Origin of the sequence: Rhodococcus sp. 05-339-2 (assembly GCF_002258965.1) — a bacterium.
GTDB lineage: Bacteria > Actinomycetota > Actinomycetes > Mycobacteriales > Mycobacteriaceae > Rhodococcoides.
Window position 1 is genome coordinate 411,679 of record NZ_NOYW01000014.1, and the last position, 19,520, is coordinate 431,198.

The window sequence follows — 19,520 nt, forward strand, 5'->3', positions numbered from 1 at the left end:
GCTCATCTTGTCACCCGGCCGATTTCGAGACTCCCTCGGCGAAGGCCTGCTTCCGTACGGCAGATTTTTCGGGTCGTTCCGCGGGCTCCACTCCTGTATGGAAAAGTAAAGTCCGATGACTACCGACGAATCGATCACCATCCGCACCGCCACCGACGACGACTGGGATGCCGTCGCGCTGCTCGACGCCCACGCGTTCGGCGAGCACCAGAACGCCGAGGACCTGGCCGAGACACAGATCCTGACCCAGTCCGAGCACGTGTACCTGGCCTGGGACGGCGAGACCCCGGTGGGTGTGGCCATGCACTTCCCGATGTCGGTCACCGTTCCCGGTGGTGCGCAGGTCGAGGCGTCCGGAGTCTCCTGGGTCTCGGTCGCGCCGACGCATCGTCGACGCGGCATCCTGCGATCGATGTTCACCCAGCAGCACCGCGCCCTGAACGACGCGGGCGCACCGCTCTCGCTGCTCACGGCCAGCGAGGCGACGATCTACGGACGCTTCGGCTACGGGCCGGTGACCGAGGAGATCAGCGTCTCGATCGATCGTCGATTCGCGCAGTTCCGCAAGGACGCTCCCCCGGCCACCGGCGTCCGGCTGATCGAATCGGCCGAGGCCACCGAACTGCTCCCCGACATCTACCACCGCTGGCAGCAGCAGACCGCTGGCGCGCAGCCCAAGCCGCCGATCCGCTGGGAGCGGTTCTTCGCCGACCGCGAGAACCGGCGCGGCGGACTGACGGCACTGTTCTTCGTCGTTCACCCCGACGGATACGTCGCCTACCGACGCGGCCGCAACCCGAGCCGAGTGGTGGTGGAGGAATTCATCGCGGTGACCGACGACGCGTACGCCGCGCTGTGGCAGATCCTCGTCGGCGTGGACCTGGTCGACACCATCGAGGTACGGCAGGCACGGGACGAAGCGCTGCCGTTCCTGCTGACCAACAATCGGCTACCGAAGTTCACGGCTCACCACGACGCTCTGTGGGGCCGCATCATGCACGTCGAGGCAGCTTTGGAGGCACGCACCTACGCGCTCGACACCTCGCTGATCATTGCTGTGCGAGATCCCTTCCTCGATGCGGGCGGCACCTACTCGCTGACCGTGACCGACGGCCGCGCCACCTGCACCCGGGTGGAATCGGAACCGGACATCGAACTCGACATCGACGTGCTCGCCAGCATCTACTTCGGCACCCATCGGGCCCGCTTGTTCGCCGCGGCCAACCGCCTCACCGCCCGCAACGACGCGTCGCTGCACGCACTCGACCTGACGTTCGGAACTGCGCGCCCGGCCGTCATGGGCTGGGGTTTCTAGGACCGGTCGACGCATCGAGCGCGGTGGCCGAGCCACCCCGCATCCACAGGGCTGCGCAGAGCGTCACCGAGAGCAGCACCGTCGTGTAGACGACGAAGTCGGTGCTGCCACGGCCGCTGGTGGCGTGGTAGATCAACGGTGCCGTCCCCCCGAACAGGGAGTTCGCCACGGCATACCCGAAGCCGACGCCGAGGGCACGAATGTGAGCGGGGAACACTTCGGCCTTGGCGATGCCGTTCACCGACAGATAACAGGTGAGAACGGCGAATGCGCTCACCAGGATGACGAACACCGCAGGCGGAGACGTCAGCCGGTCGGTGGCCAGCACCAGTGCGCCGGTGGCCGGTATGCCCAGTGCCCCGAACGTGACGAGAAGAGGCTTTCTCCCGATGCGGTCGCTCAGTGCGCCGCCGACCGGCTGCAGCACCATCAACACCACGAAGGCCGCGAGCACGAGGCCGGTCGCGGTGAGCTCGCCCCTGGCACCGTCCGCGGCGAAGAACGTCTCGCGAACGATCGAGGGAACGGTGACCGTGTAGGTGTAGAACGCCGCACTCCCTCCCGCGGTCAGCAAGAACACCCAGACGAGCGGACGCCGGTGATCGCGAAAGAGCGCCCCCATCGTGGCGTCTCGGTCCGCCCGCGGCGCTCCCGGTGCACGGGGCTCGCGATCGAGCCCACGCGCCCACCACAGCGACGCCAGGCCCGCCGCGCCGCCCGCGGCGAACGCGAGACGAAAGCCCCATTCGGAAATTGCCGCGCGATCCGTACCCGCGAGGAGCACGAGCAGACAGGCTTGCGCGAGCACGAGACCGCCGACGATGGTCGCGGCCTGGAACGAGGCGAAGAATCCCCGGTGTCCGCGCGTGCCCGATTCGGAGAGCAACACCGTCGCCGCCGCGTACTCGCCACCGGTTGCGATGCCCTGCACGATGCTCACGACCGCGAGGATCACCGCCGCCCAGACACCGATGTCGTGGACCGTCGGAGTGACCGCAAGGGCAACAGATCCGGCCGACATCAGCGCGACCGCCGCGACGAGCGCGAACTGCCGGCCCCGCACGTCCGCGAGCCTGCCGAACAACCACGAGCCGAGTGGGCGTACGACGAAGGTCAGTGCGAACAGTCCGTAGACGTACACGAGCGAATTCGTCGAGGCCGGATCGAAGAACTCGGTCCGAAAGTACGGTGCGAACGTCGCGTAGAGGTACAGGTTGAACCACTGCACCAGGTTCGGCACCGAACCGGCCAGAATGACGCGGATCTGCGTACGACGGCCGGGGCTCGCCGACTCGGTGCGATTCACGAGCCGAAGGTACCCGGCCCGCGGCCCTACCGCTCGCCGTTCGAGCGACAGAACCGCCGTCGCCCACAAGCGCGCTCATGACTTTTGTCATGGCCGGACCATGACGGTGTCACTTCAGGTCATGATGCGCCGCACTGTTTTCGGTGGTTCGGGCGCAGCAGACTCGTAGTCATGAAGCAACCAGACGAGGGAAACCTGTTCACCGATCTCATGGAGCTCGGGCCGGCTCCGACGATGGCGCGTGAGATCGTCGTCATCGTCATCAGTCTCGCGATCGTCGCCGTGTTGTTCGCGATCGTCGGCACGTCCCTTCCGGCATTCGTCGCACTCGGCGTCATCGTCGCCTTCATGGGCGTGCGGTTCGTCATCGGACTCCGCAACTGGGAGAAGCAATCATGACCATCATCGAAGTCAGCGGCATGACTCGCCGCTACGGTTCGGGCAAAACCGCTTTCGAGGCCGTGAAGGCGCTCGATCTGAAGATCGCGGAGGGTGAGCTGTTCGGCTTGCTGGGCACCAACGGTGCCGGCAAGACCTCCACTCTCGAAGTGATTCAGGGACTTTCACGGCCGAGCGAGGGCACGGTGCGGATCATGGGAATGGATCCGGTATCCGATCGCCGCAAGGTTCGACCGTCTCTCGGCATCATGCTGCAGAAGGGCGGCCTGCCCCAGGATCTGACCACCGCGGAAAGCCTGCGGATGTGGGCAGGCACGTGCAGCAATCCACTGCCGACGGCAGAGGTGCTGGGGCGCGTCGACCTGGCCGACCGGGCCGACACCCGGGTGAAGTTTCTCTCGGGCGGCGAGCAGCGCAGGTTGGATCTGGCGTGCGCCATCATCAGCCGCCCGAGAGTGCTGTTCCTCGACGAACCGACCACTGGACTCGATCCCGAATCTCGCCGCAACACGTGGCGTCTGATCCAGGAGCTGAAGAATTCCGGCGTGACGATCATGTTGACGACGCACTACCTGGACGAGGCCGAGTCGCTGTGCGATCGACTCGCGATCATGCACCGCGGCAAGGTCGTTCGTAGCGGAACGGTGGACGAGGTGGTCGCCGACCATCCGGCGAAGATCGAACTGCAGGCCCCCGGTACGGCACTGCCGACTTTGCCCGGTACGTCGATCGACGTCTCGGGTGACACCATCTCGATCCAGACGTCCTCGGTACAGGAGACCTTGACCGATCTGCTGCTGTGGGCGCGAGACAACGGAGTGACCCTGCACGGTCTCGACGCCCGAGCGGCGTCTCTCGAAACCGTATTCCTCTCCATCGCAGACGAATTCGACAATTCCGCTATCCAGAACAACGAGGTGATGAGCGCATGAGCACGATGACCGCCCTGTCACGAGCAGAGTTCACGCTGCTCGGACGCAACCGAGTACTGCTGTTCAACGCAATCGTCATGCCGTTGATCTTCCCGGTCGCATTGCTGATCGTCGGCAGCCGCGGCGATGACGGATTGACCGATGCAGGCGTCGGAGCTGCACTCGAGATCTTCGCACTGTTCCTGCTCGTGTTCATGGTGTACTACAACATGCTCTCGGTCTACGCCACGCGTCGAGACGAGTTGGTACTCAAGCGACTTCGCACCGGAGAGAGCTCGGACGTTCAGATTCTGGTCGGACCGGCGATACCCTCGCTGATCCTCACCGTCGTCCTCGGCCTTATCGTCGGTGCAGTGGTACTGGCCTTCGGCGGACCCGTCCCCGCCAATGCACTGCTGGTCGTGGCCGCACTGTTCGGCGGTGCTGCACTGTTCGCTGCCCTGGCACTGATCACCTCGGCGTTCACCCGCAATGCAGAGGCCGCGCAGATCACCAGCTTGCCGGTGATCCTGGTGGCCATGGCCGGCTCCTCACTGCTGCGCGACGCCCTCCCGGATTCGTTCAGCAGGGTCATCGAGCTGACCCCGATGGCTGCGGTCTCGGACCTGCTGAACCTCGGCTGGTTCGGCACCACCACGCCTGGCGACGCGCCCATCGGCTTCGCTGCCACCTTCACCGAAGCCGGAATGCCGCTGCTGGTGATGCTCGCCTGGATCGTCGGCAGCCTGCTGATCGCCCGCACGCACTTCCGTTGGGAACCGCGGTCCTAGATCGCCCCTTTCGCCGCACCGTCTGCAAGGCTGGAGATCATGAAGTTGCACCAGTACCTCAATCCACTGCACGGCTGGAACGACAGCAGTGCAGTGGACAAGGTGCGCGTCTACACCCGCCAGTCGTTTCTGCTGATCACCGTCGGTGTGGCCGCCGCTGCGATGCTGACGTCACTGCAGTTCGATGACTACCTGTCGATGGCGGCCGTGGCAGTTTGTGCCGCAGCGACCTTCGTGGTCGTTCAGCGCACCCCCGCGCTCGGCGGCCCGTCGACGGCGAGCCCACGAATTCCCTTGGCGATCATGGCAGTCGCCGCCGTGGTGCTGGTTGCCGGCGGGGCCACGAACAATGCATTGTGGGCCGTCGTACTCGTCACCACTGCGGTCGCAACGCTGATCCCGTTGCGGTGGTGCCTGGCGGCGGCCGTGGCCGCTGCTGGACTTGCAGCAGCTCTCGGCACGCCGGCAGTGGAAACACTGGTGCTCGGTCTCCTCATCGCCTTCATGGCCTTCACCGTCCAACTGTCGGCGTGGCTGCTGCGTATCGTCACCGAACTCGATGCCACCCGCGACGCTGCTGCCGCGCTCTCCGTTGCCGAGGAGCGTCTGCGATTCTCGCGAGATCTGCACGACGTCGTCGGCCGCGCACTCTCGGCCATCGCGGTCAAGAGCGAACTCGCCGCGGCACTGGCGCGTCGAGGTGACGATCGAGCTGCGGCCCAGATGGACGAGGTTCGCATTCTGGCCCAGGAATCCATGGCCGACGCCCGAAAGCTGGTTCGCGGCTATCGATCGATCGATGTGGCCTCGGAACTCGACGGCGCTCGATCCCTGCTGTCCGCCGCGGGCATCGCCACCGAGCTCGTCGGTGAAACCTCGATGCTCGACGAGCGCGCGGCCGAGGCCGCCGCGTGGGTGGTCCGTGAGGGTGTGACGAACATTCTGCGTCACTCCGAAGCCACCTATTGCCGGATCGAGCTGACCGACAACAGTATTCGACTGATCAACGATCATCCGCAGCCATCGACCGGCCGCGACGACGGCACGGGCCTGAGCGGACTGCGAGAACGGCTGGTCGCCGTCGACGGTACCCTGCACACCGAGCAGACCACCGACGAATTCACCCTCACTGCGGCGTTGCCGACCTCGCCCCAGAACGCAAGGACCACACCATGATCCGAGTTCTCTTGGCCGACGACGAGAATCTCATCCGTGCTGCACTGGCGACCATGCTCGATCTCGAGGACGACATCGAGATCGTCGGGCAGGCCGACTCCGGGGAGAAGGCGCTGACCGCCGCAGCCTCGCTCTCCCCCGATGTGGCCGTGCTGGACCTGCAGATGGGCGGAATCGACGGCATCGAGACGGCCCAGAAGATCGCCGAGACGTTGCCCGCCTGCGCGTCGATCATCGTCACCAGCCACGGCCGGCCGGGCTACCTCAAGAAGGCGCTCGAAGCAGGCGTGCGCGGGTTCCTCCCCAAGACCACCTCGGCCGCCACTCTGGCCGAGGTGGTGCGCACCGTGCACGGCGGCGGGCGCTACGTCGACCCGACGCTGGCCGCGGAAGCCATCGGGGCCGGAGACTCGCCGCTGACACCGCGCGAGGCCGATGTGCTCGAGTTCGCCGCCGACGGCGCGTCGATCGCGGAGATCGCACGCCGCGCCCATCTTTCGCCCGGCACCACTCGCAACTACCTGTCTGCCGCGGCTGCGAAACTGGGTGCAGCGAACCGGCACGAGGCCTGCGCTCTCGCCCGACGCCACGGCTGGATCTGAACGCCTCACACCTTCGCGGTGGCGGCCACGGTGTCGAGGGTGGGCAGCCGGTGACCGTCTGCGGGCGGCACCACGGTGATCCGCAAATTGTTGTGCCGCAGTAGATACACGGCCGCGAACAGCCCCGTCGCCAGTGAGATGACGCCGCCGAACACCAGTGGTGCGCGTGGATCGAGGACGTCGGCGAGCCAGCCGAGCACCGGGCTGCCGAGCGGAGTTCCACCCAGGAAGCACAGCATGTAGATGCCCATCACGCGTCCGCGCATGTCGGACGGCACCGACATCTGCAGAATGTTCATCGCCGACGTCGTGAACGTCAACGTCAGGGCACCGGTGGGTACCAGCAGAAGTGCGACAAGCAGGTAGTTGGGCATCAATCCGACGATCAGCTCGAAGGCTCCGAATGCGATGACGGCACCGATGAACAGCCGCAGGCGCGGCGCGCTCGCCCGCCGCGCCGCCAGGGTCGCGCCGGCCAATGTGCCCACGGCCAGGGTTGTCGAGAGCAGACCGTAGGCGTCTGCCCCGCTACCGAACGTGTTGCGCGCCAACACCGACAGACTCAGCGGAAAGTTGAGGCCGAACGTCGAGACCATGAAGACCGTGGCCAGCAGTACTCGTAGGTCACCGCGTCCCCAGACGTATCGAAAGCCCTCTCGCACCTGCCCTTTGGCGCGTGGGGCGGGTTCGACGCGGAAGAGCTGACCGACGTTCATCGCCACGAGGGCGCCGAAGACCGCCGCGAACGACACGGCGTTGATGAGAAACACCCAGCCGGTGCCGACGAGGGTGATCAGTACTCCGGACACGGCAGGGCCGACGATGCGCGCCATGTTGAAGGTCATCGAGTTCAACGCGATCGCATTGGCGAGGGTCTCTTTGCCGACCATCTCGATGGTGAACGATTGCCGTACCGGAGCATCGATCGCCGACGAGCAGCCGAGGACGAATGCGATGACGTAGACGTGCCAGAGTTCGACCATCCCCCCGACGTCGAGGACGCCGAGCACCAGACCGCAGACCGCGGCGAAGACCTGGGTGATCATCAGCAGCTTGCGCTTGTCGTAGCGGTCTGCCAGGACCCCACCCCAGACCGAGAGGAACAGCGTCGGTCCGAACTGCAGGGCCATGACGATGCCGACAGCGAAGCCGTTTCCGCCGGACAGCGTCAGAACGAGCCAGTCCTGGGCGACCCTCTGCATCCACGTGCCGACCAACGAGACGATCTGCCCCGACGCCCACAATCGGTAGTTGTGGGTCTTCAGAGCAGCGAACATCGTCGAGCCGGGGGTACGGGAAGCAGGGGCCACCGTTCAAATAATAAACCTAGGTAACTACTCGGAGTCGCTGACGAGGGCCCCGATGATCGCTACCGCGTCACGGAGTGTGTCGAGTTGCTCGGGACCGAGGCCTGCGAGCTGCGCCGTCATCCATGCTTCGCGGGCACTGGCCTCGTCGGCGATCAGTTCTCGACCGGCCGGTGAGAGCGAGACGATCACCTGCCGCCCGTCGGTGGGATGTGGGGTGCGCGCCACCAGGCCCAGTTCGGCCAACGATGCGATCACCCGTGTCATCGACGGCGGCTGGACCTTCTCCCGCGCGGCCAGTGCACCCGGCGTCATATCGCCCTCCCGACTCAGCGTGGCCAGAGCCGACAGCTGAGTGAGCGAGACTTGCGAGTCCACTCGCCTACCCCGAAGGTGGCGAGTCAGCCTCACCACCGCAAGCGACAGGTCGCTTGCCAATTTCCGATTGTCCTTCACACCATTTCCCGACGTCACAGCGCAGAGAATACGCCCTGGTACCGACCATGCGTCATGTAACCGCCTCGGTGATGGGTCCGACGGCGAAATATGCGACGAACAGCAACGCGACGATCCACAACAGGGGATGAACCGACTTCGCGCGACCGGAACCGACCGCAAGTACGACCCAGGTGATGAAACCGACGCCGATCCCGTTGGCGATGGAGTACGTGAAGGGCATCACCACGATGGTCAGGAAGGCGGGCAGTGCGTAATCGAAGCGGCGGAAGTCGATGTCGAGAACCTGCCCGATCATCAGTGCACCCACCACGACCAGCGCAGGCGCAGCCGCCTCGATCGGAACCACGGCCGTGAGCGGGGTGAAGAACATGGCCAGCAGGAAGAGCAATCCGGTGACGACGTTGGCCAGTCCGGTACGCGCCCCCTCGGCGATTCCGGACGCCGATTCCACGAACACCGTGTTCGACGACGCCGAAGCACCGCCTCCCACGATCGCTCCTGCTCCCTCGACGACCAGTGCCTTTCCGATGTTCGGCAGGGTCCCGTCCTTGTCCAGCTTCGCTTCCTTGCCCAAGCCGGTCATCGTGCCCATCGCATCGAAGAAATTCGCGAGCACCAGCGTGAAGACCAGCAGGCTCGCGGCGAGCACGCCGATGCGCGTGAACGCTCCGAAGAGATCGACGTTGCCGACCAGCGACAGATCGGGAGACTGCACCAACTGGCTCGGCAACTGCGGCACCGACAGATTCCACCCCTTGGGGTCGACGCCGTTGGAGGGCCCCACATCGGTGACGGCCTCGACGATCGCCGCGAAGATCGTCGTGACGACGATGCCGATCAGCAGTCCGCCGCGTACCTTGCGCACCACGAGCACACCCATCAGCAGCAGCCCGAACACGAAGATCACCGTCGGCCACGACGCGATGGACCCGTCGATACCGAGCCCGACGGGAACCGTCGTGCCTGCGGCGTCGGGGATGCGACGCACGAAGCCCGAGTCGACCAATCCGATGAACGCGATGAACGCGCCGATACCGGCGGCGATCGCCGCCTTCAGCTCCGGCGGGATCGCGTTGAACACCGCGGTGCGGAACCCGGTGACGGCCAGCAGCACGATGATGATGCCGTCGATGACGACGAGCCCCATCGCCTCGGGCCACGTCACCTGCGGCGCGATGGTCACCGCGAGCAGGGTGTTGATGCCGAGGCCCGCTGCGATGCCGAAGGGGTAATTGGCGATGATGCCGAAGGCGATGCTCATGAATCCGGCCACGAGCGCCGTGACGGCGGCGACCTGGGCGACCGGCAGAATGTTGCCGAGTACGTCCGTCTTGGCCGCTGCGTCGTCGGCGGAGAAGCTGCCCAGGATCAGCGGATTGAGGACGACGATGTACGCCATGGCCACGAACGTGACCACGCCACCTCGAACCTCGGATCCGACCGTCGAGCCGCGTTCGGTGATCTTGAAGTAGTTGTCGAGTAGCCGCGACGACAATTGCATGAGCGAACGATAAAGCACACCGAAGCAGTTGGGTAACTGCAGCGACGCAACCGAGACCAACGCAGTGGCGTAGCGTGATTTCGTGGCCGACCTCCCCCAGATTCCGCGCAGCCTCACCGATCCGGTGCCGGTGTTGACGATCGGCATACTCGGCTGGATCGTCGCGCTGGTGGTGTTCACCGCCACCGGAGAGCGCACCGACGACGCACTGGCGACGTGTTGGTCCGGTATCGCCGTGGGTGCAGTAGGGTTCGGAATCTTCCTCGCGCAGAGAGCGGCGTCACGTCGCGGAAGCAAAACCGCCCAACGAGGCCTCGATTGAGATCAGGATCACGTTAGCCCGGTCACCGCACCGCCCCTGACGTGGGCAAACTAACCCGTCAGCCGGTTGAGTAACACAAAGTTAACGTGGACCATGGGTTATGTCAGTTCAGATAACCACTAGATCCACGAAAGCCAGGCCATGAAGCTCGTCTCTCAGTACCGCAACCGCCGCAACCACGTCCGCTCGCTCCGCGCCCTCTACGCACGCGCCAACGCTGTCTCCAGCCCGGCCATGCGCGACGAGCTGCTCGTCATCGCCCAGCGCTCCGATTTCTCGCGCTGATCAGCCTGACGGCATAGATCGACCCCAGCCCCCACAGGGCACCGAACACCCAGCCGGCCAGCACGTCCGTGGTCCAGTGCGCACCCAGGTAGATCCGAGAGAACCCGATCAGCAGGGACGCGACCACAGGTAGTACGAGCAGGGCCGGCCGATGCAGCCACGGAGCAGGCGATCGCAGCATCACCGCGATCGCCACCGTGGCAAGCACCATCGACACCATCGCGTGGCCCGACGGAAACGAATGGCTCGCAATGTCCACCAGCCGCTCCGGAATCGGTGGACGCTCCCGCGCGAACGCGAATTTGAGCGCATTCATCAGACCCCACCCGGTCAGCATCGAGCCCGCGACGACAACGGCATCCGATCTGCGTCCGACGCGAAGCAACGCACCCACGATCACCGCGGACAGCAGAAACATCGACACCGTGTTGCCCACCGTGGTGATGATCCAGAACATCGTCGTGACCCAACCGACTCGATGCTCGACCATCCAGTCCAGGATCACACCGTCAAGCCCCACGAGGTCGCTCCCAACTCTGCGTGCAGTGGACCGTTCCGTCGGCAGTCACCCACCACGGGACTTCTCGATCTCCGCTCACGTCACCGGACAGCCGAACCACCAGCTCGTGATGGACCACCACCCCTCCTGACGGCAGCGGCAATCCCATTACGGCACAGGCCAACACGGCTCCCGGTTCACGATCCCACGAGCTGACGCGTCCTACGCCGATCACTTCTCCGCCGATCGCCTCCGACGCCTGCCCGACGTCCAGAACATCGGCCAGTGCCGCAGCGGTTGCCATGTCCGAGAGCACGGCGACCTCCGGCGGTACCACGCTCGCCAGCCACGGAGCGTCGATCACCAGCGCATCCGATGCGTCCACGACTGTGCCGCCGAGCGTGCGGACGCGATCCGGTGGATCGATGTCCGAGACCTCGATGCGTTGCTCTGCAACAGCGGTGGCGATGAGCGTGTGGGTTCGCGCGATCACCGCGGGAGTCGGGTTGCGCTGCGAATCCGACAGCGCCGCCAGCAGCACGCGGGCAGTATCGGCGTTCTCGCAGTTCGACGCACTGAGCACCGCCTGCAGTTCGTCGGCACGCGGATGATCCAGCGGATCGAGCAACCCGGCGAACGTCTCGTCCGATGGCGCTCGGAACTCGATCGGACGCGAATCGTGCAGTCGTGCATGACGCCTGAGCCACCACGCGGTGTAGCCCTCACGATCGACCAGTGCCGCACAGGTACCGGGATCGTCGAGTAGCACCGTCAGGGCCTCGGTCCATGCGTCAGATCGAACGAGGTCGAGATCCCGGACCGCGAGAAGTGTCTCCGGCTCATCGGACAGACTCGACCACCACGCCGCCTCGTCGTCGAGATCGTGATCAGGCCCGGTCGGCAGCTCGTCACGCACCACCGAGAATCCCCACCCGACCCCCACTGCACGCAGCGCACGCTCACCGAACTTGTCCACCACCGCGGACGCGAGAACACCGAACGGCGAGTCCTGAACCAGCAGATCCGCCAACGGCGCTCCGGGAAGCAACAATTCGTCGGCGCTGCGCAATTCGCCCTCGTCGTCCGCGAGGGGCAGGCCACCCAGCCAACTCGGTAGCTCACCCGCCTCTCCCGCCAGCGCGAGCACGGCATCGACCAGCCGGTCGACCTCCTCGCTCTCGTCCCAGTCGAGATCGTCCAGAGCCGCTTCGAGTGCCGGGTCGCTGAGCAGTTCGGTCGCAGTCGCCTCCCGAGCACCCAGGCGTGTGAGCAGCGAACTCGCCGCGTCCGGATGCACCAGCCGGACCCAGGTGACCGCGGCAGAGGCATCGGAGCCGATCACCGTCGTGCGCGGGCCGGTCACCGTACGACCGTCTGCGAGCGGAACTGGCAGCGCGGCAAGCTCTTCCGCAGCCACGCCGTCGACCACGAGCGGGGTCAAGGCGTCGTACACTCGCCGCCACCAACTCGGCTCGCGATCGAGCCCACCGACCATCTCCGCCAGCCTCGCCAACCCGATCCGGTGCACACCCACCGCCGACAGCGCCGATGCATGCCGCGCACCCGACAGCGACGCGTCGACCGGATTCGGTACGACGTCGACCAGCGCCGAGACGAGTTCCTCGGTGGCGTCCGCGATGACGTTCGCCTGCTCGGGCACGAGGTCACGTCCGTCGGCACCGGGAAGCCATGGCGCACTGGACAATCGACGGAAGATCAGTTCACGCAGTGCGCCGTCGACCTCACTGCGCGCGAATCCGACTTCGGGTACGAACGACGCCCTCGACCCGGCAGGCAGCGAGGCCACGAAGTCCGGGTACCCGTGCGCTACCGCGTCGAACGAGACACCCGGCAACACGCGCCGCCGATCGGGCTGCATCGGCACATCGGCAATGACCAACGCGGGCAACGACATCAGCTCGTCCGAGCGAGTCGGCGCACGCAAGACGTCGGGCGGCGAGGGAACGGGCACACCGTCGACGACCGGAGCGAGCCAGCGCGCCGCCGGGGTGACGAACTGCCGCCAGGTTCGCGATCCGATCGTGATCTCGGCGCTGCTGTCATCGAGTGTCGTTCTGACGCAGTCGATCACGACACCATCGATCTCGATGGAGTTCAGCGCCTCCAGTTCGAGCAGTAGGTCGACCGCCTCGTCCGCGAAGCCCGCGGCGAAAAGATTCGCTGCCGCGTCGGCTCGCACCGTCAGCACGATCTCGGTGTCGAACCCATCGGTGGGCGGGACTGCGACCGGCCACGCGAGCCGTAGCACCGGCACGCCGGTGTCGGGTGCACGCATGTCTCGCTCACGCAGCGCCTCGAGCGTGCGATGCGCGCTGAACATCACGCCGCCGTTGCGGGATCGCACCTCGATCTCGTCGGACACCGACCGCACGGCGGTGAACCCGACCCCGAACTGTCCGACGCCCGAATCCGCAGCAGTCTTGCCCGACGCCCTCAAGGCGGTCAACGCGTGCACACCCGAAACATCCAGCGCAGCACCGGTGTTGGCCACATGGACGGCACCGGCGTCATCGGTCCACACCGCCATGCGACCCGGGACACCAGCGCGTCGGGCAGCATCCGCTGCGTTCTGCGCGAGCTCGGTCAACAGCCGGTCGCGGTAGCCCCCGCGCACCAGATCGGACTCGGACGCCGAATCCTCCCGAAGCCGGGTGGGCGACGAGCCCCACGCCGCGAGAACAGACTCCCGCAACGACCCGGTATCGAACGGATCGATCAGCTCGGAGATGCCGAATCCTCTTCCTGCGCAGCGTGATCGGTGTTGGTCGCGGCATCATCGGCCACTGTGTCGGCCTCGTCGGTCGCAACGAGATCGGCAGCCGCGGACTCTGCCGGGGCAGCCTCGGTGACTCCCGTCGTCTCGACGGTGTCGGTCGTCTCGACCGTATCGGCCGATTCAGTTGTCTCGACAGTGTCGGCTGTCTCGACGCTGTCGGCTGTCTCGACGCTGTCGGCGGTCTCGACGCTGTCGGCTGTCTCGACGCTGTCGGCCGGCTTCACCGGGGGAACCGGCGTTGCGATGACGTCGAGTGCTGCGTCGTCGTACGGCTCGAATTGTGGCGATCCGGCCCCGGTGGGAAGTTCGGTGTCGGAGTGCGCACCGCAGCCGTACTCGGCGTGCACCACGCGTCCGTCGGCGGCGAATTCGTTGCCGCACACCCCGAATGCGGCCGACAGAGAGCCGGCGATGGGGAGATAGAAGCCGCAGAGCCCGCAGGTCGACGGCGCGGCCTTGGCCATCTCGGTATCGGGACCGTAATCACCGTCGTGCCACCGCTGGGCAGCGTCGAGGCGTCCCTCGAGGCTGGTGACCTGTGTTCGGCCCAGACCGATCTCGCCTGCCACCTCGTCGATCGCAGGGTCACCGGATGCCATGTACCCCGGCACGAGCCGCGGATCGTTCTGACGCGGAGAGAGCAGATCGCCCGGTCCCAGGTCGCCGGGACGGATGCGCTCGTCCCACGGCACCCAGGACGGAGCCACGAGAGCATCAGGGCCAGGAAGCAGAACAAGCTCACTGATCGTGGCGTGGTCCGCGTCCTCCGGGGCGGCGACCACGACGGCCCACTGCCATCCTCGGTACCCCTCGAGATCGCTGGCGAACCGGTGAGTGGCCGCACTGGCGTCCTCGGCGGTGACCCCGAGGTACTCCCCGACACCGCCCTCTCCCAGGTCGAGCAGAGCCTGCCGCGCGAGGTCCACGGCATCGGCCAAGACGGGGCGGATGGAATCGAGCTCTGGAGAAGATACGAAACTCACACATTCAGTTTGCCGCATCGACTCGGTGACGCCCAGTTCGGGCTGCCATCATGGGTGCAATGACCGCCAGCGCTCGCACCTACGCCGCCATAGTCACCTCGCTGCTGGCTGTGTCCGCCTGCTCGTCGTCGACGCAGCCGGCCCCGGTGACCTCCGACTCGGTTCCGGCCCTGACGACAGAGATCGTGCGCGAATACGACCGCGGCGACGACGCATTCACCCAGGGCTTCGAGGTCGACGGCGACGTCCTCTACGAGGGCACCGGACTGGAAGGCTCCTCGTTCGTCAGGCGGACCTCGCTCGAGACCATGACCGAACTCGATCGCGTGGACCTGCCGGCCGACCTGTTCGGCGAAGGCATCACCGTCGATGGCGACACCCTGTGGCAGATCACCTGGCAGGACGGCGTCGCGATCGCCCGAGACCCGAACACTCTGGCCGAGCGACGCCGGGTGAACTACGACGGCGAGGGCTGGGGGCTGTGCACGCAGACAGCGGACGACCGCCTCGTGATGAGCGACGGCTCGTCCACCCTCACCTTCCGCGATCCCACGTCGTTCGACGTCGAGTCCACCGTGAACGTCACGCTCGACGGCAATCCGGTCGAGCGACTGAACGAACTCGAATGCGCCGACGACGGATCGGTGTACGCCAACGTGTGGCAGACATTCGACATCATGCGCATCGATCCCGCGACCGGCACGGTGACCGCCGTGATCGACGGCACCCCACTGTGGAATTCGATGTCGGCCACCGAACGAGGCGGTGCCGACGTGTTCAACGGCATCGCACAGATCCCCGGCACCGACCGGTTCCTCGTGACCGGCAAATACTGGCCCAAGATCTTCGAGGTGCGATTCACCGATACCGCGCCGGTAGGACAGAATTGACCCGTGACCGATCCACGTCTCCCCCACACCCCACCGGGTGCGGACGACCCCGAGCGCAACGGCGCTCCCGACCCCACCGGTCACTCCGCAGGCTCCGCTCCCGACCCCACCGGTCACTCCGCAGGCTCCGCTCCCGACCCCACCGAGCACCCCGGTCTGGCGAACTACCCACCCGCTGTTCCCCTGACGTCCACCCATGTACCGAGTCGGCGTCAGCCGTTGCCGCCGTTGCACCCGCCGCGGACCGAGCAGATCACTGCCGCGCGTGGCAGGGCCGGCGCACGCAAGCCGCCGCCGATGCCCAAGAAGCTGACCGTCACCCGCGTCGCCGCCATGCGCGGCCGCGAGCTGACCGGCAAGGGCATCGCGTCCTTCCAGCGAGCCGCGAAGGCGGACGGTGCCGACAAGTCCGGTCTGACCGCGCTCACCTACGCCACCATGGCGAACTTCGCTTCGGACGCCGCCCTGGCCATCGCATTGGCCAACACGCTCTTCTTCTCGGCTGCCACCGGTGAGGACAAGACCAAGGTCGCGCTGTATCTCGTCATCACCATCGCACCGTTCGCGCTGATCGCGCCGCTCATCGGGCCACTGCTCGACCGATTGCAGCACGGCCGTCGCATCGCGCTGGCCACCTCGTTCGGATTGCGCACCGTGTTGGCGGTGGTGCTGGTGTTCAACTTCGACAGCTGGGTGTTGTATCCGGCCGCGCTCGGCATGCTCGTCCTGAGCAAGTCCTTTGCGGTGCTCAAGAGCGCGGTGACGCCGCGAGTACTGCCGCCGGAGATCGACCTCGTTCGCGTCAACTCCCGTCTGACGGTGTTCGGTCTGCTCGGTGGCACCATCGCTGCCGGCGCGCTCGCCGGCGGCATCGCGTTCGTCGCAGGTTCACCGGGAGCCCTGTGGTTCGTCGCCGCGATCACCGTGCTCGGCGCGTATCTGAGCATGCGCATCCCGTCCTGGGTCGAGATCACCGAGGGCGAAGTGCCCGCGACCCTGAGCTACCACGCCGATCAGCACGGTGGCCGCGATTACGCCGGAAGCGGTGCCCCGACCGAGAACCTCCGCCGCACGGTCTCGGCCCCGCCGACGTCGAGCAGCACCAAGAACCGCAGACAGCCCCTCGGCCGCGCGGTCATCGTCGGTCTGTGGGGCAACGGCACCATCCGGGTTCTCACCGGGTTCCTCACGCTCTACATCGCGTTCGTCGCCAAGTCCCGTACCGAACACGAGCCGCTTCAGCAGGCTGCGATGCTCGGACTCGTCGGGGCCGCCGCCGGTCTCGGCAACTTCTCGGGCAACGCGCTCGGTGCCAGGATCAAGCTCGGTCGGCCGTCCCTGGTCGTCCTGCGATGCACCATCGCCGTGACCGTGGTGGCCGTGGTCGCTGCCATCACCGACAGCCTGCTGACCGCGGCGGTGGCCGCGCTCGTCGCGTCGAGCGCCAGCGCACTCGCCAAGGTCTCCCTCGACGCATCGCTGCAGGCCGACCTGCCGCCGGAATCGATCGCGTCGGGATTCGGCCGTTCGGAAACCGTCATGCAGCTGTGCTGGGTCCTCGGCGGCACGCTCGGCGTCCTGCTCCCCACCGAGTACTGGCTCGGTTTCACGGTGGTCTCGGTGTTGCTTACGATCGGACTCGTGCAGACATTCCTCACCTACCGCGGCAGATCGCTTCTGCCCGGCTTCGGCGGCAACCGCCCCGACCACGTCGAACAAGAAGTGTCCGACGGTTCCTTCGGCGAAAACGTGACCAAGTGAATCTCGCTCCCCGTACCAAGAAGATCGCCGCCCTGACCGTCGCTGGTCTGTTCGTCGTCGCCGCCGCGTTCGTCGCGGTCCTCGCACTGTTGATCGGGAACGCACCGGAGAAGGAACCGACCGTCTCCGCCTACGCCAACGGCCGGGCCGTCGAGGTGGAGCCGTACCTGTACTGCGCCGTCACCGACCCGCTGTGCACCAATGTCGGCGAGACGACCGAAATCGAGGTCGGCAAGGCCCCAACGGTGCAGCTCTCACTCCCCGAGGCCGTCTACTCGGCACCGTGGGTGCTGGCCCGGGTCTACGGCGACGACAGCGGGAACGTCGTCGAGGACAGCGAGTTCAACGAACCCGGAACCAGGCTCAGCGTCACGGTGCCCACCACGGACGACAGCGACCGGACCCTGCTGGGTATCGAAATTCGTCTGCCCACCGGCATCATCGACACCGACACCAATCAGGAGGGCTTCGTCAGCCACGCCATTTGGTCGATCGGCACGCGCCCGTAGTTCCTCCCCGGGATCAGCTGTCCAGCTCGCGGGCGACGGCCCGGACCACCTCGGAGATGCGCTGCGCGATCTTGCGGTCCGGGTACTTGCCCTTGCGGAGCTCGGGCTGCACGGTCGCTTCGAGCAGCGTGATCATGTCCTCGACCATCCCGTGCAGTTCGTCGGGAGTGTGCTTGCGCTCGACGGGTTCGCGGCGGGTGCTGCCGGTGTTCTGACGCACCGACGGTGCGGGCTCGAGGACCTTCAGGCTCAGTGCCTGCGGTCCGCGGCGGCCCGCGGCCATCCCGAACTCGACCCGCTGGCCGGCTTTGAGGCCTTCGACGCCCTCGGGCAGCGCCGAGGAACGCACGTAGACGTCCTCGCCTTCCTCCTGCGAGAGGAATCCGAATCCCTTGTCGACGTCGTACCACTTCACCTTGCCGGTCGGCACTGAGCTCACCCGTTCATCTGTTGCTGTCGTTAATTGCGTTGGTCGTGGGACCGATGGTCGGCCCGCACAAGTTTCGCGCCCCACGAGAACGTAGGACGCGAATACTTCAGTCTAGCGCGGTGAGCCCGGATAGAGCATTCGAGTTGTTCCCGCACCGTGCTCCTCACAGCGCCCCGCTTCGCACTACCGTGGGGTACGTGGACACAACGACCCGTAAGAGCAGCACCGCCCTGCTGCGCATCGCGCTGACCCTGTTCGCGATCGGCCTCGTCGCCATCGTCGCGATCCTGATGTTTCCGATCTTCTCCGACGCCAAGCCCCCACTGGGGCTGTATCTGACGGCCATGTTCTCCGCGCCGACCGGCTTCCTGCTGGCCCTGGTGTACGCGCTGGCATCCGGACGACGGGCACGCTGACCATGCGATTGATTCTGAACATCATCTGGCTGGTCTTCGGCGGCCTGTGGCTGGCGCTCGGCTACTTCCTCGCCGGACTGCTGCTGTGCATCCTCATCGTTACGATTCCGTTCGGGATCGCGTCGTTCCGCATCGGCGTCTACGCGCTGTGGCCGTTCGGGTCGACGATCGTCGACAAGCCGGGGTCCGGATCGGGCGCGCTCATCGGGAACGTGCTCTGGCTGATTCTGGCCGGTTGGTGGCTGGCCCTGACTCACGTACTCACTGCGCTCGCGATGGCGATCACCATCATCGGCATCCCGTTGGCGATCGCGAACCTCAAGATGATTCCCGTATCCCTCATGCCCCTCGGCAAGGACATCGTTGCCGTTCGGTGACCTCTCGAACGAGGCGACGCCGATGTGACTTCCATCACATCACGCTCGGGTAACGGACAGGCAACGGACAGGGGTTCAATGCCCGGCACGTCCACTAGCTGGGCCGACTCGAGAGACCCGAAACAGGTACGAAATACGCTCTCGACGACGCCCCGAAATCGACAGTTACCAAATAGTGACGTAAGGCGGGAATTTCAGTACGGTCAGCAGCGGCCGGAAAGTTCGGCCGAATTCCGACCCGCAGCGCCAAACCTCGTCCCGCGGGAACCGGAACACCCTCGACGATCACCCAGGGGACGAGGACGGGGGACCCACGTCCTCCACGGACAACCGGGAAGTTGTAGCGGCTCACGAAGCCGCCCCGACTTCCCTTGGGGTTAAGCCCAATTGCTCACTCCGAGGAGTGAGCGAAAAGGCCGGGCTACCTCTCAGCCCGAACCCGACAGCTGACCTCGCAGGCGCGTGTGGAGAGGATTTCAACTCG

At 66.0% G+C, this 19,520-nt stretch carries 21 protein-coding genes and 1 riboswitch; of the genes, 13 read left to right on the plus strand and 8 right to left on the minus strand.

The window, feature by feature from the left end; all coding sequences use genetic code 11:
* Nucleotides 1–115 precede the first annotated feature (115 nt).
* Complete coding sequence (locus CH273_RS12825; protein ID WP_032395844.1) at nucleotides 116–1,315, plus strand: GNAT family N-acetyltransferase; 1,200 nt, start codon at nucleotides 116–118, stop codon at nucleotides 1,313–1,315.
* On the opposite strand, the gene CH273_RS12830 is transcribed toward CH273_RS12825, so the two are convergent.
* Nucleotides 1,296–2,621, minus strand: a complete 1,326-nt coding sequence (locus CH273_RS12830) for an MFS transporter (RefSeq protein ID WP_032395845.1) — start codon at nucleotides 2,619–2,621, stop codon at nucleotides 1,296–1,298. The genes CH273_RS12825 and CH273_RS12830 overlap by 20 nt on opposite strands.
* 171 nt (nucleotides 2,622–2,792) lie before the next feature.
* Between CH273_RS12830 and CH273_RS12835 the strand changes: the two genes are divergently transcribed.
* From CH273_RS12835 to CH273_RS12855, 5 genes are read left to right on the plus strand one after another with little or no spacing between them, the layout of a single operon-like run.
* On the plus strand, nucleotides 2,793–3,020 hold the full coding sequence (locus tag CH273_RS12835) for a hypothetical protein (protein WP_082073783.1): 228 nt from the start codon (nucleotides 2,793–2,795) through the stop codon (nucleotides 3,018–3,020).
* Nucleotides 3,017–3,952, plus strand: coding sequence for an ABC transporter ATP-binding protein (locus CH273_RS12840; RefSeq protein ID WP_032395846.1), 936 nt, complete (start codon nucleotides 3,017–3,019; stop codon nucleotides 3,950–3,952). Before CH273_RS12835 ends, CH273_RS12840 begins: the two co-directional genes overlap by 4 nt.
* The gene (locus CH273_RS12845) at nucleotides 3,949–4,722 is read left to right on the plus strand and encodes an ABC transporter permease (RefSeq protein WP_032395847.1); all 774 of its coding nucleotides are present in this window, start codon (nucleotides 3,949–3,951) and stop codon (nucleotides 4,720–4,722) included. Before CH273_RS12840 ends, CH273_RS12845 begins: the two co-directional genes overlap by 4 nt.
* Nucleotides 4,723–4,761: 39 nt before the next feature.
* Nucleotides 4,762–5,898 carry a sensor histidine kinase gene (locus CH273_RS12850; RefSeq protein WP_052049632.1) on the plus strand — a complete coding sequence of 379 codons (1,137 nt, stop codon included), beginning with the start codon at nucleotides 4,762–4,764 and terminating at the stop codon, nucleotides 5,896–5,898.
* The gene (locus CH273_RS12855; protein ID WP_032395848.1) at nucleotides 5,895–6,500 is read left to right on the plus strand and encodes a response regulator transcription factor; all 606 of its coding nucleotides are present in this window, start codon (nucleotides 5,895–5,897) and stop codon (nucleotides 6,498–6,500) included. Before CH273_RS12850 ends, CH273_RS12855 begins: the two co-directional genes overlap by 4 nt.
* A gap of 5 nt (nucleotides 6,501–6,505) precedes the next feature.
* Here the strand turns inward: CH273_RS12855 and CH273_RS12860 are convergent, their stop codons facing one another.
* The 3 genes from CH273_RS12860 to CH273_RS12870 are packed head-to-tail and all read right to left on the minus strand — an operon-like array spanning nucleotide 6,506 to nucleotide 9,767.
* Nucleotides 6,506–7,777, minus strand: coding sequence for an MFS transporter (locus CH273_RS12860; RefSeq protein ID WP_032395849.1), 1,272 nt, complete (start codon nucleotides 7,775–7,777; stop codon nucleotides 6,506–6,508).
* A 57-nt stretch (nucleotides 7,778–7,834) separates the two neighbouring features.
* Nucleotides 7,835–8,263, minus strand: a complete 429-nt coding sequence (locus tag CH273_RS12865) for an Rv0880 family HTH-type transcriptional regulator (RefSeq protein ID WP_032396280.1) — start codon at nucleotides 8,261–8,263, stop codon at nucleotides 7,835–7,837.
* A 52-nt stretch (nucleotides 8,264–8,315) separates the two neighbouring features.
* Nucleotides 8,316–9,767: an NCS2 family permease gene (locus CH273_RS12870; RefSeq protein WP_032395850.1), complete on the minus strand. Its 1,452-nt coding sequence runs from the start codon at nucleotides 9,765–9,767 to the stop codon at nucleotides 8,316–8,318.
* An 82-nt stretch (nucleotides 9,768–9,849) separates the two neighbouring features.
* Between CH273_RS12870 and CH273_RS12875 the strand changes: the two genes are divergently transcribed.
* Nucleotides 9,850–10,089: a DUF2530 domain-containing protein gene (locus CH273_RS12875; protein WP_032395851.1), complete on the plus strand. Its 240-nt coding sequence runs from the start codon at nucleotides 9,850–9,852 to the stop codon at nucleotides 10,087–10,089.
* A 141-nt stretch (nucleotides 10,090–10,230) separates the two neighbouring features.
* The gene (locus tag CH273_RS27680; protein ID WP_155289340.1) at nucleotides 10,231–10,374 is read left to right on the plus strand and encodes a hypothetical protein; all 144 of its coding nucleotides are present in this window, start codon (nucleotides 10,231–10,233) and stop codon (nucleotides 10,372–10,374) included.
* Here CH273_RS27680 and CH273_RS12880 read toward each other — a convergent pair.
* From CH273_RS12880 to CH273_RS12890, 3 genes are read right to left on the minus strand one after another with little or no spacing between them, the layout of a single operon-like run.
* Nucleotides 10,343–10,894 (minus strand): phosphatase PAP2 family protein, encoded by a 552-nt coding sequence (locus CH273_RS12880; RefSeq protein WP_179275465.1) that lies wholly within the window; start codon nucleotides 10,892–10,894, stop codon nucleotides 10,343–10,345. The two genes, CH273_RS27680 and CH273_RS12880, sit on opposite strands and share 32 nt — an antisense overlap.
* Nucleotides 10,884–13,586: a sacsin N-terminal ATP-binding-like domain-containing protein gene (locus tag CH273_RS12885; protein ID WP_230596822.1), complete on the minus strand. Its 2,703-nt coding sequence runs from the start codon at nucleotides 13,584–13,586 to the stop codon at nucleotides 10,884–10,886. Before CH273_RS12885 ends, CH273_RS12880 begins: the two co-directional genes overlap by 11 nt.
* A 23-nt stretch (nucleotides 13,587–13,609) precedes the next feature.
* Nucleotides 13,610–14,671, minus strand: coding sequence for a DUF3027 domain-containing protein (locus CH273_RS12890; protein WP_082322509.1), 1,062 nt, complete (start codon nucleotides 14,669–14,671; stop codon nucleotides 13,610–13,612).
* Between the two features lie 32 nt (nucleotides 14,672–14,703).
* On the opposite strand from CH273_RS12890, the gene CH273_RS12895 reads away from it, so the two are divergent.
* Genes CH273_RS12895 through CH273_RS12905 form a run of 3 tightly spaced genes read left to right on the plus strand, consistent with a single transcriptional unit; the run spans nucleotide 14,704 to nucleotide 17,813 of the window.
* Entirely contained in the window at nucleotides 14,704–15,543 is an 840-nt protein-coding gene (locus tag CH273_RS12895; RefSeq protein ID WP_082322510.1) for a glutaminyl-peptide cyclotransferase, read from the plus strand.
* 3 nt (nucleotides 15,544–15,546) lie between these two features.
* Nucleotides 15,547–17,304, plus strand: a complete 1,758-nt coding sequence (locus CH273_RS12900; RefSeq protein WP_179273260.1) for an MFS transporter — start codon at nucleotides 15,547–15,549, stop codon at nucleotides 17,302–17,304.
* Nucleotides 17,301–17,813: a DUF2771 domain-containing protein gene (locus CH273_RS12905; protein WP_032395853.1), complete on the plus strand. Its 513-nt coding sequence runs from the start codon at nucleotides 17,301–17,303 to the stop codon at nucleotides 17,811–17,813. Before CH273_RS12900 ends, CH273_RS12905 begins: the two co-directional genes overlap by 4 nt.
* Nucleotides 17,814–17,826: 13 nt before the next feature.
* Here the strand turns inward: CH273_RS12905 and CH273_RS12910 are convergent, their stop codons facing one another.
* Entirely contained in the window at nucleotides 17,827–18,243 is a 417-nt protein-coding gene (locus CH273_RS12910; protein ID WP_008719325.1) for a cold-shock protein, read from the minus strand.
* Nucleotides 18,244–18,440: 197 nt separating this feature from the next.
* On the opposite strand from CH273_RS12910, the gene CH273_RS12915 reads away from it, so the two are divergent.
* Together CH273_RS12915 and CH273_RS12920 are read left to right on the plus strand one after the other, a co-directional pair.
* Nucleotides 18,441–18,659: a hypothetical protein gene (locus CH273_RS12915; protein ID WP_032395854.1), complete on the plus strand. Its 219-nt coding sequence runs from the start codon at nucleotides 18,441–18,443 to the stop codon at nucleotides 18,657–18,659.
* 2 nt (nucleotides 18,660–18,661) lie between these two features.
* Nucleotides 18,662–19,036: a YccF domain-containing protein gene (locus CH273_RS12920; protein ID WP_032395855.1), complete on the plus strand. Its 375-nt coding sequence runs from the start codon at nucleotides 18,662–18,664 to the stop codon at nucleotides 19,034–19,036.
* Between the two features lie 276 nt (nucleotides 19,037–19,312).
* A riboswitch (cyclic di-AMP (ydaO/yuaA leader) is annotated at nucleotides 19,313–19,513 on the plus strand.
* Nucleotides 19,514–19,520 lie beyond the last annotated feature (7 nt).

Coding starts and splice junctions, on each gene's coding strand:
- CH273_RS12825 (WP_032395844.1), top strand. CDS start 116: ATGACTACCGACGAATCGATCACCATCCGCACCGCCACCGACGACGAC.
- CH273_RS12835 (WP_082073783.1), top strand. CDS start 2,793: ATGAAGCAACCAGACGAGGGAAACCTGTTCACCGATCTCATGGAGCTC.
- CH273_RS12840 (WP_032395846.1), top strand. CDS start 3,017: ATGACCATCATCGAAGTCAGCGGCATGACTCGCCGCTACGGTTCGGGC.
- CH273_RS12845 (WP_032395847.1), top strand. CDS start 3,949: ATGAGCACGATGACCGCCCTGTCACGAGCAGAGTTCACGCTGCTCGGA.
- CH273_RS12850 (WP_052049632.1), top strand. CDS start 4,762: ATGAAGTTGCACCAGTACCTCAATCCACTGCACGGCTGGAACGACAGC.
- CH273_RS12855 (WP_032395848.1), top strand. CDS start 5,895: ATGATCCGAGTTCTCTTGGCCGACGACGAGAATCTCATCCGTGCTGCA.
- CH273_RS12860 (WP_032395849.1), bottom strand. CDS start 7,777: ATGTTCGCTGCTCTGAAGACCCACAACTACCGATTGTGGGCGTCGGGG.
- CH273_RS12870 (WP_032395850.1), bottom strand. CDS start 9,767: ATGCAATTGTCGTCGCGGCTACTCGACAACTACTTCAAGATCACCGAA.
- CH273_RS27680 (WP_155289340.1), top strand. CDS start 10,231: ATGAAGCTCGTCTCTCAGTACCGCAACCGCCGCAACCACGTCCGCTCG.
- CH273_RS12890 (WP_082322509.1), bottom strand. CDS start 14,671: ATGCGGCAAACTGAATGTGTGAGTTTCGTATCTTCTCCAGAGCTCGAT.
- CH273_RS12895 (WP_082322510.1), top strand. CDS start 14,704: ATGGGTGCAATGACCGCCAGCGCTCGCACCTACGCCGCCATAGTCACC.
- CH273_RS12920 (WP_032395855.1), top strand. CDS start 18,662: ATGCGATTGATTCTGAACATCATCTGGCTGGTCTTCGGCGGCCTGTGG.